The organism is Treponema maltophilum ATCC 51939 (assembly GCF_000413055.1).
GTDB lineage: Bacteria > Spirochaetota > Spirochaetia > Treponematales > Treponemataceae > Treponema_C > Treponema_C maltophilum.
The window spans coordinates 2,512,201-2,530,388 of record NZ_KE332518.1; the positions used below are offsets into that span (position 1 = coordinate 2,512,201).

General features: G+C 48.4%; 13 protein-coding genes. 6 read left to right on the forward strand and 7 right to left on the reverse strand.

The features are described 5' to 3' along the window. The first annotated feature begins 100 nt into the window (after window positions 1-100). The 3 genes from HMPREF9194_RS11625 (at window position 101) to HMPREF9194_RS11635 (ending at window position 4,354) form a co-directional block, all read left to right on the forward strand. Complete coding sequence (locus tag HMPREF9194_RS11625; protein ID WP_016526577.1) at window positions 101-1,330, forward strand: THUMP domain-containing class I SAM-dependent RNA methyltransferase; 1,230 nt, start codon at window positions 101-103, stop codon at window positions 1,328-1,330. Continuing rightward, on the forward strand, window positions 1,299-1,892 hold the full coding sequence (locus HMPREF9194_RS11630) for a TetR/AcrR family transcriptional regulator (protein ID WP_016526578.1): 594 nt from the start codon (window positions 1,299-1,301) through the stop codon (window positions 1,890-1,892). Before HMPREF9194_RS11625 ends, HMPREF9194_RS11630 begins: the two co-directional genes overlap by 32 nt. Window positions 1,893-1,978: 86 nt before the next feature. Beyond that, a complete protein-coding gene (locus HMPREF9194_RS11635; protein ID WP_040846364.1) occupies window positions 1,979-4,354 on the forward strand; it encodes an adenylate/guanylate cyclase domain-containing protein in 2,376 nt (791 codons plus the stop codon). Between the two features lie 85 nt (window positions 4,355-4,439). On the opposite strand, the gene HMPREF9194_RS11640 is transcribed toward HMPREF9194_RS11635, so the two are convergent. From HMPREF9194_RS11640 to glgX, 6 genes are all read right to left on the reverse strand, one after another. Further along, window positions 4,440-5,678 carry an alkaline phosphatase family protein gene (locus HMPREF9194_RS11640; RefSeq protein ID WP_016526580.1) on the reverse strand — a complete coding sequence of 413 codons (1,239 nt, stop codon included), beginning with the start codon at window positions 5,676-5,678 and terminating at the stop codon, window positions 4,440-4,442. A gap of 62 nt (window positions 5,679-5,740) precedes the next feature. Beyond that, complete coding sequence (locus tag HMPREF9194_RS12345; RefSeq protein WP_156828038.1) at window positions 5,741-5,953, reverse strand: hypothetical protein; 213 nt, start codon at window positions 5,951-5,953, stop codon at window positions 5,741-5,743. Between the two features lie 406 nt (window positions 5,954-6,359). Next, the gene (locus HMPREF9194_RS11650) at window positions 6,360-6,836 is read right to left on the reverse strand and encodes a hypothetical protein (RefSeq protein ID WP_156828039.1); all 477 of its coding nucleotides are present in this window, start codon (window positions 6,834-6,836) and stop codon (window positions 6,360-6,362) included. Between the two features lie 139 nt (window positions 6,837-6,975). Continuing rightward, complete coding sequence (locus tag HMPREF9194_RS11655; protein ID WP_016526583.1) at window positions 6,976-8,757, reverse strand: trypsin-like peptidase domain-containing protein; 1,782 nt, start codon at window positions 8,755-8,757, stop codon at window positions 6,976-6,978. A 158-nt stretch (window positions 8,758-8,915) separates the two neighbouring features. Next, complete coding sequence (locus HMPREF9194_RS11660; RefSeq protein WP_016526584.1) at window positions 8,916-11,360, reverse strand: glycogen/starch/alpha-glucan phosphorylase; 2,445 nt, start codon at window positions 11,358-11,360, stop codon at window positions 8,916-8,918. Window positions 11,361-11,407: 47 nt separating this feature from the next. Next, complete coding sequence (gene glgX, locus HMPREF9194_RS11665) at window positions 11,408-13,537, reverse strand: glycogen debranching protein GlgX (protein WP_016526585.1); 2,130 nt, start codon at window positions 13,535-13,537, stop codon at window positions 11,408-11,410. Between the two features lie 120 nt (window positions 13,538-13,657). On the opposite strand from glgX, the gene HMPREF9194_RS11670 reads away from it, so the two are divergent. Together HMPREF9194_RS11670 and HMPREF9194_RS11675 are read left to right on the forward strand one after the other, a co-directional pair. Further along, complete coding sequence (locus HMPREF9194_RS11670; protein WP_016526586.1) at window positions 13,658-15,481, forward strand: M3 family oligoendopeptidase; 1,824 nt, start codon at window positions 13,658-13,660, stop codon at window positions 15,479-15,481. After that, the gene (locus tag HMPREF9194_RS11675) at window positions 15,471-16,169 is read left to right on the forward strand and encodes a tRNA threonylcarbamoyladenosine dehydratase (protein WP_016526587.1); all 699 of its coding nucleotides are present in this window, start codon (window positions 15,471-15,473) and stop codon (window positions 16,167-16,169) included. The genes HMPREF9194_RS11670 and HMPREF9194_RS11675 overlap by 11 nt, the downstream gene beginning before the upstream one ends. A gap of 41 nt (window positions 16,170-16,210) precedes the next feature. Here HMPREF9194_RS11675 and HMPREF9194_RS11680 read toward each other — a convergent pair whose 3' ends face one another. Further along, a complete protein-coding gene (locus HMPREF9194_RS11680; RefSeq protein ID WP_016526588.1) occupies window positions 16,211-17,089 on the reverse strand; it encodes an Rpn family recombination-promoting nuclease/putative transposase in 879 nt (292 codons plus the stop codon). Window positions 17,090-17,856: 767 nt separating this feature from the next. On the opposite strand from HMPREF9194_RS11680, the gene HMPREF9194_RS11690 reads away from it, so the two are divergent. Then, the coding region (locus tag HMPREF9194_RS11690; RefSeq protein ID WP_016526590.1) for a leucine-rich repeat protein at window positions 17,857-18,188 on the forward strand (332 nt) is incomplete at its 3' end.

Sequence of the window (18,188 nt, forward strand, 5' to 3'; positions counted from 1 at the left end):
AAAAAAAGCAATCGGTGCGGGGCGATCGCGATTTCACAAACTTTAAGAATGTGTCAAAATTGCAATTGCAGAATGTGCGGTTTTCGGGTATACTTTGTTAATGACAACACTTGCCGCCCTGTGTGCAATCGGTGCCGAAAAGGTTCTTGCAAACGAAATAAAAAAACTCGGTTACGCGGTGAGGAGCAATGCTCCCGGCCGGGTGCTGTTTGACTGCCCCGAAAAAGAGCTGTTCCGGCCCAATCTGTGCCTGCGCACGGCGGACAGAATTTACCTGCAGGCGGCCTCCTTTGCCGCACCCGATTTCGACGCGCTGTTTGAGGGCGTGCATGCCGTACAGTGGCAGGATTTTTTTAAAAAAGACGTAAAACTCCATATAGATAAGGTGCGCATTCATAAGAGTGCTCTTAGATCGGAACACGGCGTGCAATCCGTCGTGCATAAAGCGGTTTGCGCCAAGCTCGGCTCGTGCTGGCGTATGAACGTTTTGCCGGAAAGCGGCGCGCAGGCGGATATACGCGTGTACGTCGAAAACGATACGGTGTCGGTTTTTCTCGATTTGTCGGGCGCGCCGCTGAACCGCAGAGGGTACCGCAAAGACGGGGGAAGCGCGCCGATACGCGAATCGACGGCGGCAGTCCTTTTGCAGCTTATGTGCTGGAAGCGGAAAATGCCGCTGCACGATCCCTTTTGCGGATCCGGAACAATAGCGATTGAAGCGGCGCTTTACGCGTACAACGTCGCTCCGGGCTTCGGCAGGCGCTTTGCGCTTGAAAACCTTGCCGTTTTCGATGCCGCCTCGGCGGACGAAATCCGCAAAAAAGAAGCGGCGAACATTCGCCCGGATGTGCTTGCCCGCATTACCGGAACCGACATAGATCCCGCTGCGGCAGAGCGGGCGCGTGTAAACGCCGAACGCGCATTCGCCGGTGCGGGGCGCGCTTTGCAGCTTATCGGGAGCGATTTGAAAATTCCGCGCCCCGATTTTGAATGTGCGGATTTTAAGGAGCTGCAAGCGCCTTACAACGAGGGATGTATCATTACCAATCCTCCGTACGGCGAGCGGCTCGGCGATGAGGAGGAAATTCCCGCGCTGTATAAAAGCATGGGCTCCCTGTTTACGGATTTTAAAGGCTGGAACATGGGCTTCATTACGGCCTATGCGGATTTTGAACGCTGCATCGGAAAGCGCGCGTCGCAGGCAAAAAATTTAAAAAGCGGTAATTTGGATACCGTTTTTTATATATACAACGAACAAGGATACGGCAAACACAGTACGCAACCGACGGAGGAAAAAGATGGGAATCGTTATAGACCACGAAAAGCGTAAAAAAGTCATTTTAAAAAAAGCCCTCGATGTGATTATCGATGAAGGCTATGAAGACGCGACCTTTCAAAAAATTGCCGACCGCTGCGGTATTACGCGCACCACCTTATATATCTATTTTAAAAACAAGCGCGAAATATTTTTATGGAGTATCAAGCAGTTGACCGAAGGCTTGGAAAATTCGCTCCGCCTTATTATCGACGACAAAAGCCGCACTTGTAAAGAACGGCTTTTGGACGTTTTGGAAGTGATTGTTCACGGCTGCATGGAAAACAGGCAGCTGTTTCAGGTTATTTTAGCCTATCTTATTCAAATACAAAAAACGGGTAAAAATCCGGGCGACCGCGTGCGGCGTCGCATCGTGCGCTTGCGGCATCTTCTTTCGACCATTTTAATCGAAGGTAAAAAAAGCGGCGACTTTAAGCAGATAAACGTAAAAGCGGCGAACGAAATGTTCTATTCGCTTATCGAATCGGCAATTTTCCGTTTGGCAATCCTCGACCAGCAGACAGTCAACGAAATGCTTTCTTCCCTGCAGCTGGCCGTCGCAGGTATAAGTGCGTAAGAGGGCGCGTTTGCGTCTTGACTTTTTCCGGAAAGTGCAATATATCGTAGTATAATCAATAAAAGTTTCACAAAGAATCAATGAGCATGAGTAAGATTGTATTTGAAAAAATCAAAAATCGGCTGAAGAAGATTTCCTCTTCCGTTGCAAGATGGAAAGTCGGTTCGCTTGTCGTTCTTGTAGTACTTATGGCGCTCCCTTTCAGTATGGACAAGATGGATTTATTTAATCCCGAACAGGCGTCGCGTTTGCTGTATCCGTTTACCGTATTGGCATCCGGTGTTGTTCCGAGCGGGTTTCATTTTTTTCCCGTTTGCTGCTTCGCATTTTTTCTTTTGCCGATTGCCTGTATCCTTACGATCGTATCCTTTTTTCAAAAAAAGATAACGGATACTATGGTATATTTAAGTTTGCTCGTATCCGCAACGTTTTATCTTGCCGGCAGCTTTTGCGGAATAATTTTGTTTGCAAATACGGCGCGCTGGTTTTCTTCGTTAAGCCCTGCGGTATACCTTGCTTTTTTTTCGGCGCTTGCGTTTCATTCAGCTTTAATCGCATTCGGAATAGTTTCCATAAAACGAAAAAGCGAATCGTATGTGGAATATAAACAGCTTTTAAAAGAAGAAAAGCAAAAAGAAGCGATTCTTCGCGACAAAACATCGGAAAAGCTGAAAAAGCACAAAAAAACCGAAGGCGATGCAGCGCCGGATCTTGCCGCCGTGTATTCGGCCGTAAAAGACAGAATCAACGATTTTAAAAACCGGGAATGGAAAACACGCATAAAAACGAAAATAACCTTTGTCATTCTCTGTACGATACTGATTATTCTTTCCACCTTTATTTCCACGGATTTGAAAAATTATAAAACGCTGCTTTCGCAAACGGTAAACAATACGGGTAAAAATCTCGCCGAACAGGTTGCCGCGATCTATGATTTTTCCGACGGTCTTCATACGAAAATAAGTGCATTTTTCGACGGTATACGGAAAACAAACGCGTCCTCGCCGTTCCCCTTCCAAAGGGTAGACATTATTACGACGAGCAGCAAAACGAATATCTTCCTTGAAGAAATCGATTATTCTACGGAACTGCCGGAATTCGATGTATTTTCTTATACGACGGCTGCCGGGAGCGTTAATAAGATTCCCGTTTCGGAAAAAACGATTTTACCGTCCGAAGCCGTGCGCTACATAACGCATTATCAAAATGAAAATACGAGAAGCGAGCCGATTCTAAAGCCGGAAAAGAACACCTGTTTGTATGTGTATCCGGTTACGTTTTCGCGCAAAGACGGTCAAAGGCTTGTGGGGTTTTCGGTCGTTACGTATTTGAACGAAGTCTTGAACAGGCCGTATTTTCAGGCAAAGGTTTTTATTTTGACGATTTCGGCAATCTTTTTTTATGTTTCGATAATAATCACTCTGTTTCTCGCCGATTTTATCGCGAACCCGATCCTCTTTCTGTGCGGAAATATTCGCAAAACGGCAAACGGTTTGAGCGACATGCTTTCCGGCAACGCGAAGATTGAATCGGGCAAGCTGATGTTTGAAGAAAGTGTCAACACGAATGACGAAATAAAAACGCTTTCGATAGAAATAAAAAATATCGTGTCGCTTGTGCGCGGCATGCTGCCGTACGTATCGTTTCACACGGTGCAAAATGCGGAAAAAAACACCGGCCGTTTGAGCACGACGCGCGAACTGTGCTTTCTTTTTACCGATATCCGCGGATTTACGAGTCTGTGCGAAAAGATATCGCCGAAAGAGGTTATCCGGCTTTTGAATCGATATCTCGATCTGGAAACAAAAATCATTTTCGAAAACGACGGCGATGTCGATAAATACGTCGGCGACGAAATAATGGCGTTTTTTTCCGGCCCCAAAAAAGAGATCAACGCCTGCAAAGCCGCCATGGAAATCCGCAAAGCAATGTACCGCGAAAAGCAGGCCGCACTCGAAGAGGGAGTGGATTCCATTTCCATCGGTATCGGCATCAACTCCGGTTCCGTCGTATTCGGTTCGGTCGGATCGGAAACGCGCAAGGACTTTACGTCGATCGGCGATACGGTAAACCTCGCGGCTCGGCTTGAAAGCGCAAATAAAGAATACGGCTCAAAGGCGATTATTTCCGAAGCGGTGTATGAAAAATTGAACGGCAGTTTTGTATGCCGCGAGCTCGATTTTGTAACGGTAAAGGGAAAAACCGAACCGGTGCGTATTTACGAGATTTTGCAGGCAAAGGAAGCGGCAACCGAAAAAATTCTCGATTTAAAACGTACCTTCGAAACCGGCTTGTCGTATTACCGAAAACGCAAATGGGATAACGCGGAAAAATATTTTTCCGACAATATCGAAAAATACAACGATGCACCGTCGAAGGTATTTTTAAAGCGGGTAAACCACTATCAGGTTTCGCCGCCCAAACCGCGGTGGAAGGGCGTTTTTGTAATGACCGGAAAATAATAGCCCGTAAAGCTTTCTCTTCTGCCTGCCGCACGGGCGTACGGGGCCGCGGCATGGCCGCACGCGGACACACGGATGCGTGCCTTTAATCCATGGATACGCCGAGTTCGGCGGCGGTAAGCTTTGTAACATCAAGAATCGACGTGCAAGACGCGCCTTCGATTTTTTTGTTGACGGCACAAAAGGTTCCGTAATGCGGCCGGTTAACCGTATAGCCGTGCGAACCTTTTTCGTAGTGCGTGTCGCCGAAGTGCCTGCCTTCTTTTGCGCCGATGCCGAAAAGCGCTCCGGCCGCATACAAAGAAGACGGGGCGCCGAAGCCCGATTCCTTCATTTCGTCGTCGGTTAAAAGCCGCTCGACGCCTTCAAGCTGCAACACCGCTTTTTTTATCGAATCGATTTCCGCCGCCTTACCTTGCGGGTTTTCTTTATCGGGTGCTTTGTCCGCAGCCGGGGAAAATAAAAACGCGCTGCCGCCGGCATAGTGGAAAAAGTATCGGTAATCGCTCAAAACGTTTACGGTTTTTTTAAAAACTTCGTCGTAGCTTTCCGTTTGCTTTAAAAAGCCCATGCGCTCAAGCAGCGCATTCGGGTGAATGTTCGAATGAACATCGAGCTGCGCATGGTCGGAAAAAACGATGACCGTCGTGTCCTTTTCGAGGATGTCGAGCATGTTGCCCAAAAAACCGTCCAAATATACCAAGGCTTTTTTCGTTTCCGGCGCGGTTCTTCCGAATTGGTGGCAAATGGTGTCGAAGCTCGTTAAGTGCAGCAGCATAAAGTCGGGCTTGCGCGATAAAACTATGTCGCGCATAACGTGGACGGCAAAGGTGTCGAGGGCCGGCTGCGAAATGCCGTGCATTAAATGCCGATGGCGAAAAAAGGCTTCCATTTGAATAATAAAGGAACCGGCTTTTAAATTCTGCACAACCTGATTTTCGCCCTTGCGTATGACGACTTCGGGCAAATTCCAATTGATGTCTTTTGCATAACCGGTAACCGGCCATAAAACCGAAGCGGTTTTTAAGCCTTTTTCGCGGGCCGCGTTCCACAAGGTTTTTGCGCGTATGCGGCGGCTGTCGTAACACCATGCGCCTTCTTCGGCCGGATCTATCCACATATTTGAAATAATTCCGTGAGCGCACGGCGGTTTGCCCGTCGCGACGGAAGTATGAATCGGGTAGGTGTTCGAAACGAATACCGTTTTCATGTCGCGGAACAGCATACCGTTTTGCGTAAGCCGCTTAAAATTCGGCATCGTAAGCAATTCAGTTACTTCATCGCTGCCGACCGCATCAAAGCTTATCAACATTACCTTATTCATACCTTCCTCCATAAAAAAAGCAGGAAGTTTTTCGAACTTTCCTGCTTTTGCTTGTTATTGCGTTATTTCCCTTTCTTTTGGGATTCTTCGGGGTCTAAAAGCACGGCCCGTGTCAGTTGAACGTTTTTACCGAGCTTTTGGTTCAAAAGAGCCTGCGCTTCGTCAAACTCGTCTTTTTGTTTTATGCCGTCCACGACAAAGTTGTCTCCCGCAAAGCTGTACGTATAGCTTCCGACATATACGTATCTGTTTTCGGATGAAACAGGCACGTCCATGCCGAAGGGTAAGTAGATACAACGCGCTCTGGCAAGATATAGTTTTCCGATAATACCGGTCCTTTTTTCACCTTCGGAAAAAAGAAAGACGAAGAAACCCTGCAAAGGAAAACGGCCGGTTTTGGGAATCTTGACCGGAATGAAAAAATAATCTCCAATAACGGTATCAATGGGAACTGTTAGGATATCATCCCTTTTCGGGTCAGGCAAAAATCCGTAAGTATGATTCTTGTCTCTCAAAGAGGGATCAAGGCCGAGTGTTTGTATATAAAAATCTCTGTCGAGGTCTTTCAGTAAGGAAACCTTGCCGACAAGCAATACTTGATTTTTCCCCGGCTCCTGCACTTTTTCAGTTGCAAAAATCACTGTACACAAGCATAAAAGAGCGGTAACAATAATTGCTGTTTTATTTTTCATTTTTCAGTTCCTCCATCCGGGCTTTAAATAAAGGCCCCCATGCGGTCTTTGCGTATACTCTGTAGGCGTTTTTCAGCGCTTTTAATTCATCATCTCTGAGTTGTTTTGCGGTTTTATTTTTCGATTGGTTATTTATTTTTTTCGATTGTAAATTTAAAAGCGAATCGCCGTAATAGTATATTCCCGCTTTTTCGGGGGCGATAAATTCGCTTTCAGTGTTCCCGTTAAGTCCGTACACGTAATATGTTGTTGTAACGGTATTCCCCGTATTGACAACGCTGACGTCAAAGTATTCTCTGTAGCGTCCGCCGGGAACAAGCGGCGTCGAAACGCTCCAGTCTTTTTCCGTATAAAAAGATGCCGGATTCGGCGCTTTTGAAGTATTCGCTTGGAACATTTTTCCTACGGCGGCCCATCCGCCGTATATTACCACGGAATCTTCAGGGGTTCCTTTAGCGTCTTTCACTAAAGCATCCCGTTGCGATTGATTTACAATAGCCTCAAACAGTGTTATGCATCCGGTAAAATACACAGCAGACAGCGACACTAAACATAAAACTATAAGCTTTGTTCTTTTTAGTTTCATTTTTATTTCCTCCTTATTATTAAAATACAAGCGTTAAAGACGCCGATAAACTCGTTTTTTTCAACGCTGCACTTTTGCCGCTGTCAAACAGCGGTTTTTGCTGCATATGCTTATAGGCAATGCCGAAAAGTACGTTGACATCGGCGCCGAAATCATAACCCGCTTTAAGCCCCGTTTCGAAACCTGCGGCAAAACCGCCGGCCGCACTCTTATCGAAAGAAGCAAATCCGAGAATATTGGGACCTACCGTTCCGGCAATGTACGGAATAAGGTGCGTTTTCCCTATAATCATCGGAACTTGTACGGTAAGTACCGGCCCGATAATGACGCGCGTTGCATTAAGCGGCGTCACCTTATCGATATTGAGGCCAAATCCTACTCCTACCCAACGCTTATCCAAGCCGGTCATATCAAGAAAATACGAATAAGAAGCGCTGAATCCGTGCGTTATGCCGTTTGTGCGGGAAAGGTCGAACCCTATTTGCAATGCCGAAGAATAAGGACTTTCAAAAGAGAAAAAAGGCGCTTCCGAATTTTCTTCTATGTCGGTTTTGGCGGTCTTTGTTTTCTTTTTGCTCTTTTCGGTTTTCGGCTCCACCGAACCGAACATTTCCAAGCGCCATAAACCGTGTTCGGAAATCCAGCGCGTTTCTATGGGCTTTTCCCATTTTTCGTTTTGGAGCGGTACGGTGCATGCAACCGCGGACACTTCCGTTACGTCTCCTGCGGAAACAAGCGAGCGCTCGTCGTTTCCGAGCTTTTTCCATACGTCCCATGCGAGAGCGTAGCGCATGCCTTCGAGCGGCGAATAATTGTTAAAGACCGCAATAACAACGGAGCGGACGGCCGAAGGCGCCGATGAAAGCGCTTTTACGAAAATGTTTTTTCCGTCCGAACCGACGTATGCGTAGGAAATATATTTTACGATGTCGGTGAAATCGTTGTCCTGTTTTGCGGCATCGGCGATAAACGATTGAACGCGTTTTTCCATTTGCGTTTTTATTGCCGGAGCGTTTTCGGGGTTCAGCACTTTTTTAATATATGCCTGAACGGCCGCTGCGGGAATCGAATAGTTCGTATCCTGACGGCGCACGTATTTCCACGTGTTGACGCCGACAACCGCGTAGCCGGCTTCGGCGGAAGGATCGGCAATCAAAAGCGGGCCGCCGGAGTTTCCTCCGTCGATTTGCGCCGAATGTTGAATGAGCGTCGTGATGTCCGGATCGACCAAATCTTTTATGCGAGCGGCGCTGTTGGTAACCGAGCCCTTGCCCAGCTGCCAAAGCGGGTTACCCGCCAAACCGGGAAAGCCCGCCGTCCACACTTCCTGACCGTCTTGAACTTTTTTTGTTGCAAAAGTCAAACCTTTTTTAAAAGGTTTAACGCCCTTGGGAAAGCTTAAAATCGCCAAATCGATTTCTTCGTCGGCATTTAAAACTTTTAAGTTGTCGTACTTTGTGGTACCGCCGTCGGTTCCTTCAAATTCAACCGACACGGATTCGGCTTGCGATACGACATGCCGGTTTGTGATGATGTAGTTCGTTCCGTCGGGAGCGACGTACACAAAACCGGAGCCGAAGCCTCCTTTAAGGTAAGAATCGATCGATTGCGCGTACGAGGTATACCCTTTCGATTGCAGCGTGTCGCGGTATTCTTCAAGCACGGCAATGTTTGCCGAATGGTATTTTTCGCGAACGACACCGACATAATTTTTTATCTGTGCAAAAACGCCGACAGGAAGCAAAAACAAAGGGATTAAAATAAAAAAGAGACGTTTTACACCCGAAAAACGGTGAAGCATATAATCCTCCATAAAACTTTTGCAGGAAGCGGCCGCTCCATTTCAGACGGCGCTTTTTATCAATCCTCCTGACCCTTTCAGTGTAAACAAATTCCGTTTTTATGTAAAGCGGAAGATCGGGGGACGGCGAGACGTTGCCGGGAGGCGGCTTTTATACCTTAAATTTTTACGGCTTTTATTTTCCATATATCGCGCACGTAATCTTCGATTGTGCGGTCGGACGAAAATTTGCCGCAGCGGGCAATGTTCAGCAAAACTTTTTTTGCCCAAAGTTCGCGGTTTTCGTACAGGGCGGCGACTTTTTCCTGAGCGGCGCAGTACGAATCGAAGTCGGCAAGCACGTAATATACGTCGGGGCGCTGTCCTTCGACGCCGTAGACAAGCGAATCGTAGAGTTCCCTGAACAATTGCCGCGAAGAATCGAAGGTGCCGTCCACCAGCTGATTTAAAGCTTGAGCGAGGCGCGGATTTTGCTGCAGGTATTTTTGCGGATTGTAGGCGTGCTCTTTTTCCGACACGTAAATTTCTTCGGCTTTTAAGCCGAAGATAAAAACGTTTTCCGCGCCGGCTTCTTCGGCGATTTCGATATTTGCGCCGTCGAGCGTACCCAGCGTTAAAGCGCCGTTAAGCATAAACTTCATATTGCCCGTACCCGATGCCTCTTTCCCCGCGGTGGAAATTTGCTCGGAAACGTCGGCGGCGGGGAAAATTTTTTCGGCGGCACTTACGCGGTAGTTTTCCGCAAACACGACGCGGATTTTTCCGCGCACGCTGCGGTCGTTATTGATACGTTCGGCAACGGCATTTATAAGCTTGATAATCGCTTTTGCGCGTCGATAACCCGATGCCGCTTTTGCGCCGAAGATAAAGGTTCGGGCGGGCGGGTTAAAGTCGCTTTCGTTGAGAATTCTGTTGTACAAATAGATGATGTGCAAAACGTTTAAAAGCTGGCGCTTGTATTCGTGCAGCCGTTTTATCTGTACGTCGAAAATAGATTGCGGATCCAAAAATTCGTTTTGCGTGGCTTTGAGCCATGCGGCCAAATCTTCTTTGTTTTTTTGCTTGATTTCCGAAAGTTCGCGCAAAACGGCAGGGTCGTCGGCATGTTTTTCCAGATTTTTTAAAACCGACAAATCGGTTTCCCAGCCGCTTCCCGCATATTTTGTTACAAAGGCGGCAAGGCGCGGGTTCGCGTTCAAAAGCCAGCGGCGCTGCGTAATGCCGTTCGTTTTATTGTTGAATTTGGCGGGATACAAATCCGCCCAATCTTTTAATTCTTTTGTCCGTAAAATTTCGGAGTGAAGAGCGGCAACTCCGTTTACACTGAAGCAGGTATGAATCGCTAGCCATGCCATGTAAATCGTTCCGTTCCGGATAATGCTCATGCGGTTTTGTTTATCGTAATCGTCGGGGAAGCGTCCGCGCAAGTCCGCGAGAAAACGCCGGTTTATTTCTTCCACTATTTGATACACACGCGGCAATAAACCTTGGAAAATATCGATAGGCCATTTTTCGAGCGCTTCTGCAAGAATCGTGTGATTCGTATACGCGAAGGTTTTTGTGACGATTTGCCACGCTTCGTCCCAGCCGAGCCGGTGCTCGTCCATAAGCAATCGCATGAGTTCCGGAATCGCGACGACCGGATGCGTGTCGTTCAATTGAATGACGTGATAATCGGCAAAATCGGTAAAATCTTCGCCGTACGCGCCGACGTATGAACGCAGCATGTCCTGCAAACTTGCCGAACAAAAGAAATACTGCTGTTTTAAGCGCAGCGCTTTTCCGGACGGGCCGCTGTCGTTGGGGTACAATACGCGCGATATGTCTTCGGCCGCGTTTTGTTTTTCGACGGCGCGCTTGTAGTGCATGTCGTTAAAAAGCTGTAAGTCGAAACCGTTCGGAGAAGAGGCTTCCCATAAACGCAGGGTGTTTACGGTTTTTGTGTTGTAGCCGATAATCGGCGTGTCGTATGGCGTGGCGGTTATGCGCTCGGCGTTTTCCAAAAAGAAATAATCGCGGCCGTCGGCTTCGCGGCGAACGCATACGTTCCCGCCGAACAAAACTTCCGTCGCCAAATCGCTGCGCTTTACTTCCCACGGGTCACGGTATTTAAGCCAATTGTCCGGATATTCGACTTGAAAGCCGTTTTCTATGCGCTGTTCGAACATGCCGTACCGGTAGCGTATGCCGTAGCCGATTGCGGGATAATTCAGCGTTGCAAGCGAATCCAAAAGACAGGCGGCCAAGCGTCCCAAACCGCCGTTGCCCAAGCCGGCGTCCGGCTCCTGATCTTCTATGCTGTTGTAGTCGAAACCCATGTCCTGCAGGGTTTTTAAAACGTCGCTTTTTATACGAAGGTTGATGAGGTTGTTGCTTAAAGCCCGCCCCATAAGGAATTCCGCCGAAAAATAGTATACTTTTTTTACCCGGTTTTCATCGTAGACGCTGCGGGTTTTCATCCAATTTTCGACGACTGCGTCGAGTATTGAGGCGGCGACCGCATCGTATATGTCGTGAACGGGGGCATCGGCAATGTCTTTGCTGTATTCCCTCGTAAGGCGCCGCTTCACGGCCGCTTTAAAATTTTCGCTGTTAAAAGTCATAAAAGCTCCTCTGTAAAAACGTCTAAAAACGTGCGCGAATGTGCGCGTTATTTTCCTATCAATACGACGACCGTTCCTCCCGGCATGGGGTATTCCGGCGTTTTAAAACCGATGGCGTCTTTTTCATCCAAAAAATCGCCGGGAGACGGCAGCGATGTGTCGATGCAGCGGTACCATTTTTTGCCCGGCGCCGAAGGCGGAATTTTTGCCGTTATAAAATCCGCTCCGGCATTGTACATAAGGTAAAAATCGTTGTCGTCGCTTTCGCTTTGAATTTCGATTCCGCTGCCGTCGATGCGGCAGGCAAGAAAACCGCCCCGGTTTTCCCAATTGAACGCGGCGCCGTTTTCGTCAAACCACGAAATATCGGGCACATCGTTGGCGGAAATATCGCGGCCGAGAAAAAATTCGCCCCGACGGAACGCCGCGTGACGCAGCCGAAACGCAATCGTTTTGCGCGTAAATTCGAAGATATCGGCGTGTGTATCTTTAAGCGACCAGTCGATCCATGAAATTTCGTTGTCCTGACAATATGCGTTGTTATTCCCCTGTTGACTGCGCCTGAACTCGTCCCCTGCCAAAAGCATCGGCGTTCCCTGCGCCAAAAGCAGGGTTAAAATCATGTTTTTTATGCGCCGGTTGCGCATAAGACGTATGCTCTTATCGTTACAGGGACCCTCGTGTCCGCAGTTACAGCTGAAATTCACATCGGAGCCGTCTTTATTGTGTTCGCCGTTTATTTCGTTGTGCTTTTTATCGTAGCTTACCAAATCGTTGAGCGTAAATCCGTCGTGGCTCGTTAAATAATTGATTGAATGAAAGGGTTTGCGTCCGCCGTGCAAGTATAAATCGGAACTTCCGGCGAGCCGTGTCGCCGTCCCGCCGGCAAAGGCCGTATCGCCGCGCCAAAACCGTCGAATATCGTCGCGGAAGCGGTCGTTCCATTCCGCCCAGCGTCCGCCGAAATTTCCCACTTGGTAGCCGCCCGCGGCATCCCATGCTTCGGCGATCAGTTTCGTGCCGCTCAGCAAGGGGTCTTCGGCGATTTGTTCGAGCAGGGGCGCGCTTTCGCTCAAGTGTCCCTTTGTGTCGCGCGCCAAAACGGAAGCCAAATCGAAGCGGAAGCCGTCTACATGCATTTCGCTTACCCAATAGTGCAGGCAATCGATAATGTAGGCGCGCACAACGGGATGGTTGCAGTTGACGGCGTTGCCGCAGCCGGAAAAATTCTTGTATAAACGCTTGTCGTTTTCTTCAAGCAGATAGTATACGGAATTTTCGAAGCCGCGGAAGTTGAGCGTTTCGCCGGTTTCGTTCCCTTCGCCCGTGTGATTGAACACAACGTCCAAAATCACTTCGAGCCCGTTTTTGTGCATTTCGCGCACCAATTTCTTAAACTCGTTTACGCAGGCGCCGGGCGACTTATCGGCCGCATAGGACGCTTTCGGCGCAAAAAAAGCGACGGTGCTGTAGCCCCAAAAATTCTTTAAAGGCTCGCCCGTGTGCGGATTTACGTTCTTGTTTTCGTATTCGTCGAATTCATGCAGGGGCAAAAATTCGACGGACGTAACGCCGAGTTTTTTTAAGTACGGAATTTTTTCGATAAAACCGCGGTACGTTCCCGGCTGCATTGTGCCGGAAGTCGGGCTTCGCGTAAATCCTTTTACATGCGTTTCGTACAAAATACTGCGGCGCAAGGGATAGTTGAGCGGTTTGTCGCCCTGCCAATCGAAATCCCCGTCGCACACGACGACGCACTTGGGCATGCCGGCTGCCGAAGGTTTTGCATCGTGCGGCACCGAAGCGTCCCCGCGCGCACCGCGTTTCCGTGCCGAAAACACGGAAGCGTTTGTTAACGCTTTTGCGTACGGATCGAACAGGTAAAGGTTTTTATTAAAACGGTGCCCTTTTTCGGGCTCAAAGGGGCCGTCAACCGCGTACAAATACAGCGCGCCTTTTTCAAGCCCTTCCACAAAAATATGCCAAACGTCTCCCGTGCGGTTAAGAGCCGGAGACAGTTCAAACGTAAAAGACGGCTCGGCGTCCGCTTCGTTGTTAAAAAGGGCGAGCGTTACCGAAGATGCGTTCCGCGAAAATACGGAAAAATTGACGCCGCCCGCCGAGGGCGTTGCCCCGAACGGAAGCGCTTTTCCGGGCCGTGCGACATATTCAGGCATGAAATTCAGTATAGCACAGTATAAAAAATATTTCCACAAGTTATTCACAGCCCGTCGGGTATTCGGCATGAACGGATGCCGGCTGTTGCGTAAAAGGATAATTCCGTATATGATAAGCATATGAAGCAAAATCAACCCAAAATAAATGCTCCCGTATGGGATTTAAGTTCCGTCTATTCCGATGTAGGCGGAGAAGATTACGTTAAAGCCTTAAAAGACTTGGAAAAAGGCTTTGATGCCGTAAAAAAACTGCTTGCCTCGCCCGAAAAAGACGAAAAGTTTCCCGAATGGCTTAAAAAGACCGTCGAAACACAAAACAAAACGGACGCTTTGTACCATTCGCTTTTGTCGTATGCGAACGCCGCTTATACGACCGATACGACGAATACAAAGTATTTGAATGCCGTTTCTTTTTTGCAGGAAAAAGGATTGATCGCAAAAGAGTTGCACCGCACGTTCCGTTCGATATTGACTTTGCATGCACAGGAACTCGACACATTTTACACAACTTATCCACAAGAAAGGAAATACCGCTTTATATTCGACGAAGAAATCACGGCGCAAAAGCACCACATGTCCGACGAACAGGAAAGCGTCGCAAACGATTTACAGCGTTTCGGCGCGGACGCGTGGAGCCGGCTTCAGGAACAAATCATTTCGAATGCGGCCGACGCGCAAACGGGAAAAACATTCAACGAACTGCGCAACGAAGCGTACAGCGCCGAGCGTTCCGTGCGTAAAACGGCATACGAAAAAGAACTGTTTTTGTTAAAACAGTCCGAAATTCCGCTCGCCGCGTCTTTGAACAATTTAAAAGGCGCGACGGTAAGCTTAAACAAACGCCGCGGCTGGAAGGGCGCACTGGAACGCAGCCTGTTCGAGTGCCGCATGAAAAGCAAAACGCTGGACGCGCTTATCGGCGCTATGGAAGACGCTTTGCCTATGTGGCGTTCATATATGAAAACGAAGGCAAAACTGCTCGGCCTTGAAAAATGCGCCTTTTACGATATATTCGCTCCGCTTCCGCCGCCCTCGAAAAAAGATGCCGCGGGCGCGCAAACGGCCTGTGCCGAAAGAATCTGGACTTTTAGCGATGCGAAAAAATACATCATAGAACGCTTCGATTCCTTTTCCGAAGACATGGGAAACTTTGCCCGCCTTGCTTTTACACAAAAGTGGATCGACGCCCGCGTACGGCGCGGCAAGGTCGGCGGCGCCTATTGCACCGAATTCCCGCTGCATAAAGTGTCGCGTGTTTTATCCAATTTTACGGGAACCTTTTCCGATGTAAGCACGCTCGCGCACGAACTGGGGCACGCGTACCACAACTGGTGCGTAAAGGATTCGGACTATCCGTTTACAACCTATCCGATGACTCTCGCCGAAACCGCCAGTATCTTTGCCGAAACCATTCTTATAAAAGATCAGCTTTCCAAAACGTCCGGTTACGAGCGCGCCAAACTGATTGAAATGCACTTATCCGACGCGAACCAAGTGCTGGTGGATATTTTGTGCCGTTTTTATTTTGAACGTTCCGTATTTGAAGAGCGCGCGAAAGGCGAATTGTCGGCCGGCGATTTTTGCCGTCTTATGCTCGACGCGCAAAATAAAACCTACGGCAGCGGACTTTCGAAAGAACGGCACGCCTACATGTGGGCGGTAAAATGTCATTATTATATCCCCGAATTCGACTTTTACAACTTTCCGTACGCGTTCGGCCAACTGTTCGCGCTTGCCCTGTATGCGCGTTTTGAAAAAGAAGGGGCCGCCTTTTCCGCCGTGTATACATCGCTGCTTAAAGATACCGGTTCTGCATCGTGCGAAGAAGTGTGCCGCAAAGCCGGATTCGACATCGAAACGAAAGAATTCTGGGAATCGGGTATACGCGTTTTCGCATTGGAATTAAAAGAGCTCAAAGCGTACGCGGCAAGCCTTGCACGATAACAACGAAACGCGTTTAAGCCGTACCGAAGCGCTTCTCGGGAAAGACGCGGTACAAACGCTGAACGATGCGAAAGTTGCCGTGTTCGGGCTCGGCGGCGTCGGTTCGTATGCGCTCGAAGCCCTTGCGCGAAGCGGTATCGGAAGTTTTGTGCTCGTCGATAACGATACGATAAGCGTTTCGAACATAAACCGCCAGCTTTTGGCCCTGCATTCGACAATCGGCCGGTACAAAACCGATACGGCATGCGAACGGCTTGCCGACATAGCCCCCGAAGCAAAGGTTGTCTGCCTGAACCTTTTTTATTCGAAGGATACCGCCGCCGGAGTCGAAACGCAGCTTGCCGGCTGTTCGTACATTGTCGATGCGATCGATACGGTCAGTTCCAAAATCCTTTTGGCCGAAACCGCATTCCGCCTTCATATTCCGATTATAAGTTCGATGGGAACGGGCAATAAGCTCGACCCTTCGCGCTTTGAAGTTGCCGATATTTTTAAAACAAGCGTATGCCCGCTTGCAAAAGTACTGCGCTGCGAATTAAAAAAGCGCGGCATTCCGTCGCTCAAAACGGTTTATTCAAAAGAGGTTCCGCACCTTTCCTGCCGTCCGCCTGCAAGCATAGCCTTCGTTCCGTCCGCCGCAGGCCTCCTCATCGCATCCGAAGTGGTGAAAGACCTTACGGCAGGATAACCGCCGCGGAAGATATGAGGCGGAAATGTCAATATCGATTTTCAAACCCGTTCCACTTCTTCTTTGGTAAGACCGGTGGCCTGCATTATCTTTTGGACGGAATCGCCGAGCCGCTTTAATATGCGTGCCGTTTCGAGCTTTGCTTGGTGCGAACCGTCAGAGAAGCCTTGTGCTATTCCTTGTTGTATGCCAATCCTCAGGCTTTCTTCCCTTTGAACTGCAATGTCGGTATCGTAATCATATTCGGCTATCAACATGTTCATAACCTCCCGTGATTTTCGCTCCAAATAATCCCTCAAAATATCATTCTGAATACACTCTTTAATTGCATTCTTAAAGCCGTTTTCTCTATCGAACCTGATGTGCCGGCGCACCGCTTCAACAAACAGCGTGTATTCCTGGAGCGGTTTACAGTTTTCCAACAGCTTACTGTCTTTATTGTAATTGATGTTCAGCACTTTTACAAGCAATTCCAAACACGGTTTTGCTGATTTTACCGTGAACGCATCGGAAAGCCGCAGTTCCGCCTGTACCGGGTATTGTTCTTCACCGTTGTAAAAGACATAGAACTCGGGTGTCGGAATCTGTTTGAGTTTTCGCAGATAGCGGTCACGCGGATTTTGAATTTGTTCATACAATCGGGCTGCATATTCCAAAAAGCGCACCGGCATGTTATCGTTGATTGTAGATTGGTGTTCGGCCAGCACGATGATTTTATTGTCGATAAGGCAGGATACATCATTGCAAAAACTCATGTACATGACGTGCTCAAGTCGCAGCGGTTTGAGTTCCGTCGAGCTGTCCAAATGCGTACCGTGAAGCGCATTGTACAACGACAGAAAATTGTTCTTTGCGTTTTTATCCTCGCCGAATAAATCGACAAAGACCGAATCCTTATAGCGACGATTGTGTTTTTTCATACTGCACCTCCGTCTTTATTATAGGCGCAGAGGATATAAAACACTAAAAACAAATAACTTTTTATTTATAATTCGGCATAAAACTTGTTTTTTGCTCAAATTATGTTATAATAATAACCATGGAACAATACCGTAGCGCAAACAGTATTCCGCTCCACGATCATGCCTCTTTTGCGCAAAACAAACTAACACAAATTCCGCCGAGACAGCCGGGGGTACTTGACAAAACCGCCGCGCACCCCATAATTTCGTTCGTTCGTTCGTTCGTTCGTTCGTTCGTTCGTTCGTTCGTTCGTTAGCACAAACTGTACTTCACACGCAACAATACCATTTTTCTCAAGCCATAACATGCACACCGGGCGAAATGTATGTATCGCATACGGCGATGCTCGCTGCTACGGCGTGGTTGAGCTTTTGGAGTGCAATCACCCGAGAGGGACGCTCAAAACGCCTCGCAGGCGGAGCTTCGCCTTCTACCGATTTCATACACCTTTTCCGTACATCCGTGTCCATGCCAAGTCTTTCGGCACAAATGTTTTTTTGCTGTGTCGGTACGCTTTTTGCACGGGGCGTAAAAGACGCAGAGCGAACAACTATGCCGGCATCGTATGGAACCTGTACGAAGCGTACAGGTTCCAACTCGAGTTTGCCGTGCGGCAACCATCGCGTGCCGGAACTTACTCTCTTTTCAAACTTCTCACACCATACGCACAGGGCGGGAGACCGTCATTGTGCGCTTTTATTTTCTCACCCAAAAGGAGTCATCTATGACAAAACGTAAAGACACGAAGGCAAAAACTTTTGTCTTTTTTGGAGCGGCTTTTGTACTGCTCATCGCACTGCTGTTTACGGGCTGCCCGCAAAGTATCGAAAATAAGCCGAACATACCGAGCGGCCCCGATCCGAACTTGCGTATCGAAGGCGGCGTGCTTAAGGGGTATAACGAAACTCCCCCTTCGGGCACCCTTGTCATACCCGCAGGTGTTACGGAAATAGCTGACTATGCGTTTAAGAACTGCACGAGTTTAACGCAAGTGGATTTTTCGCAATGTACCGGTCTTACAACAATCGGCGAAAGTGCGTTTTACGGCTGTACGGG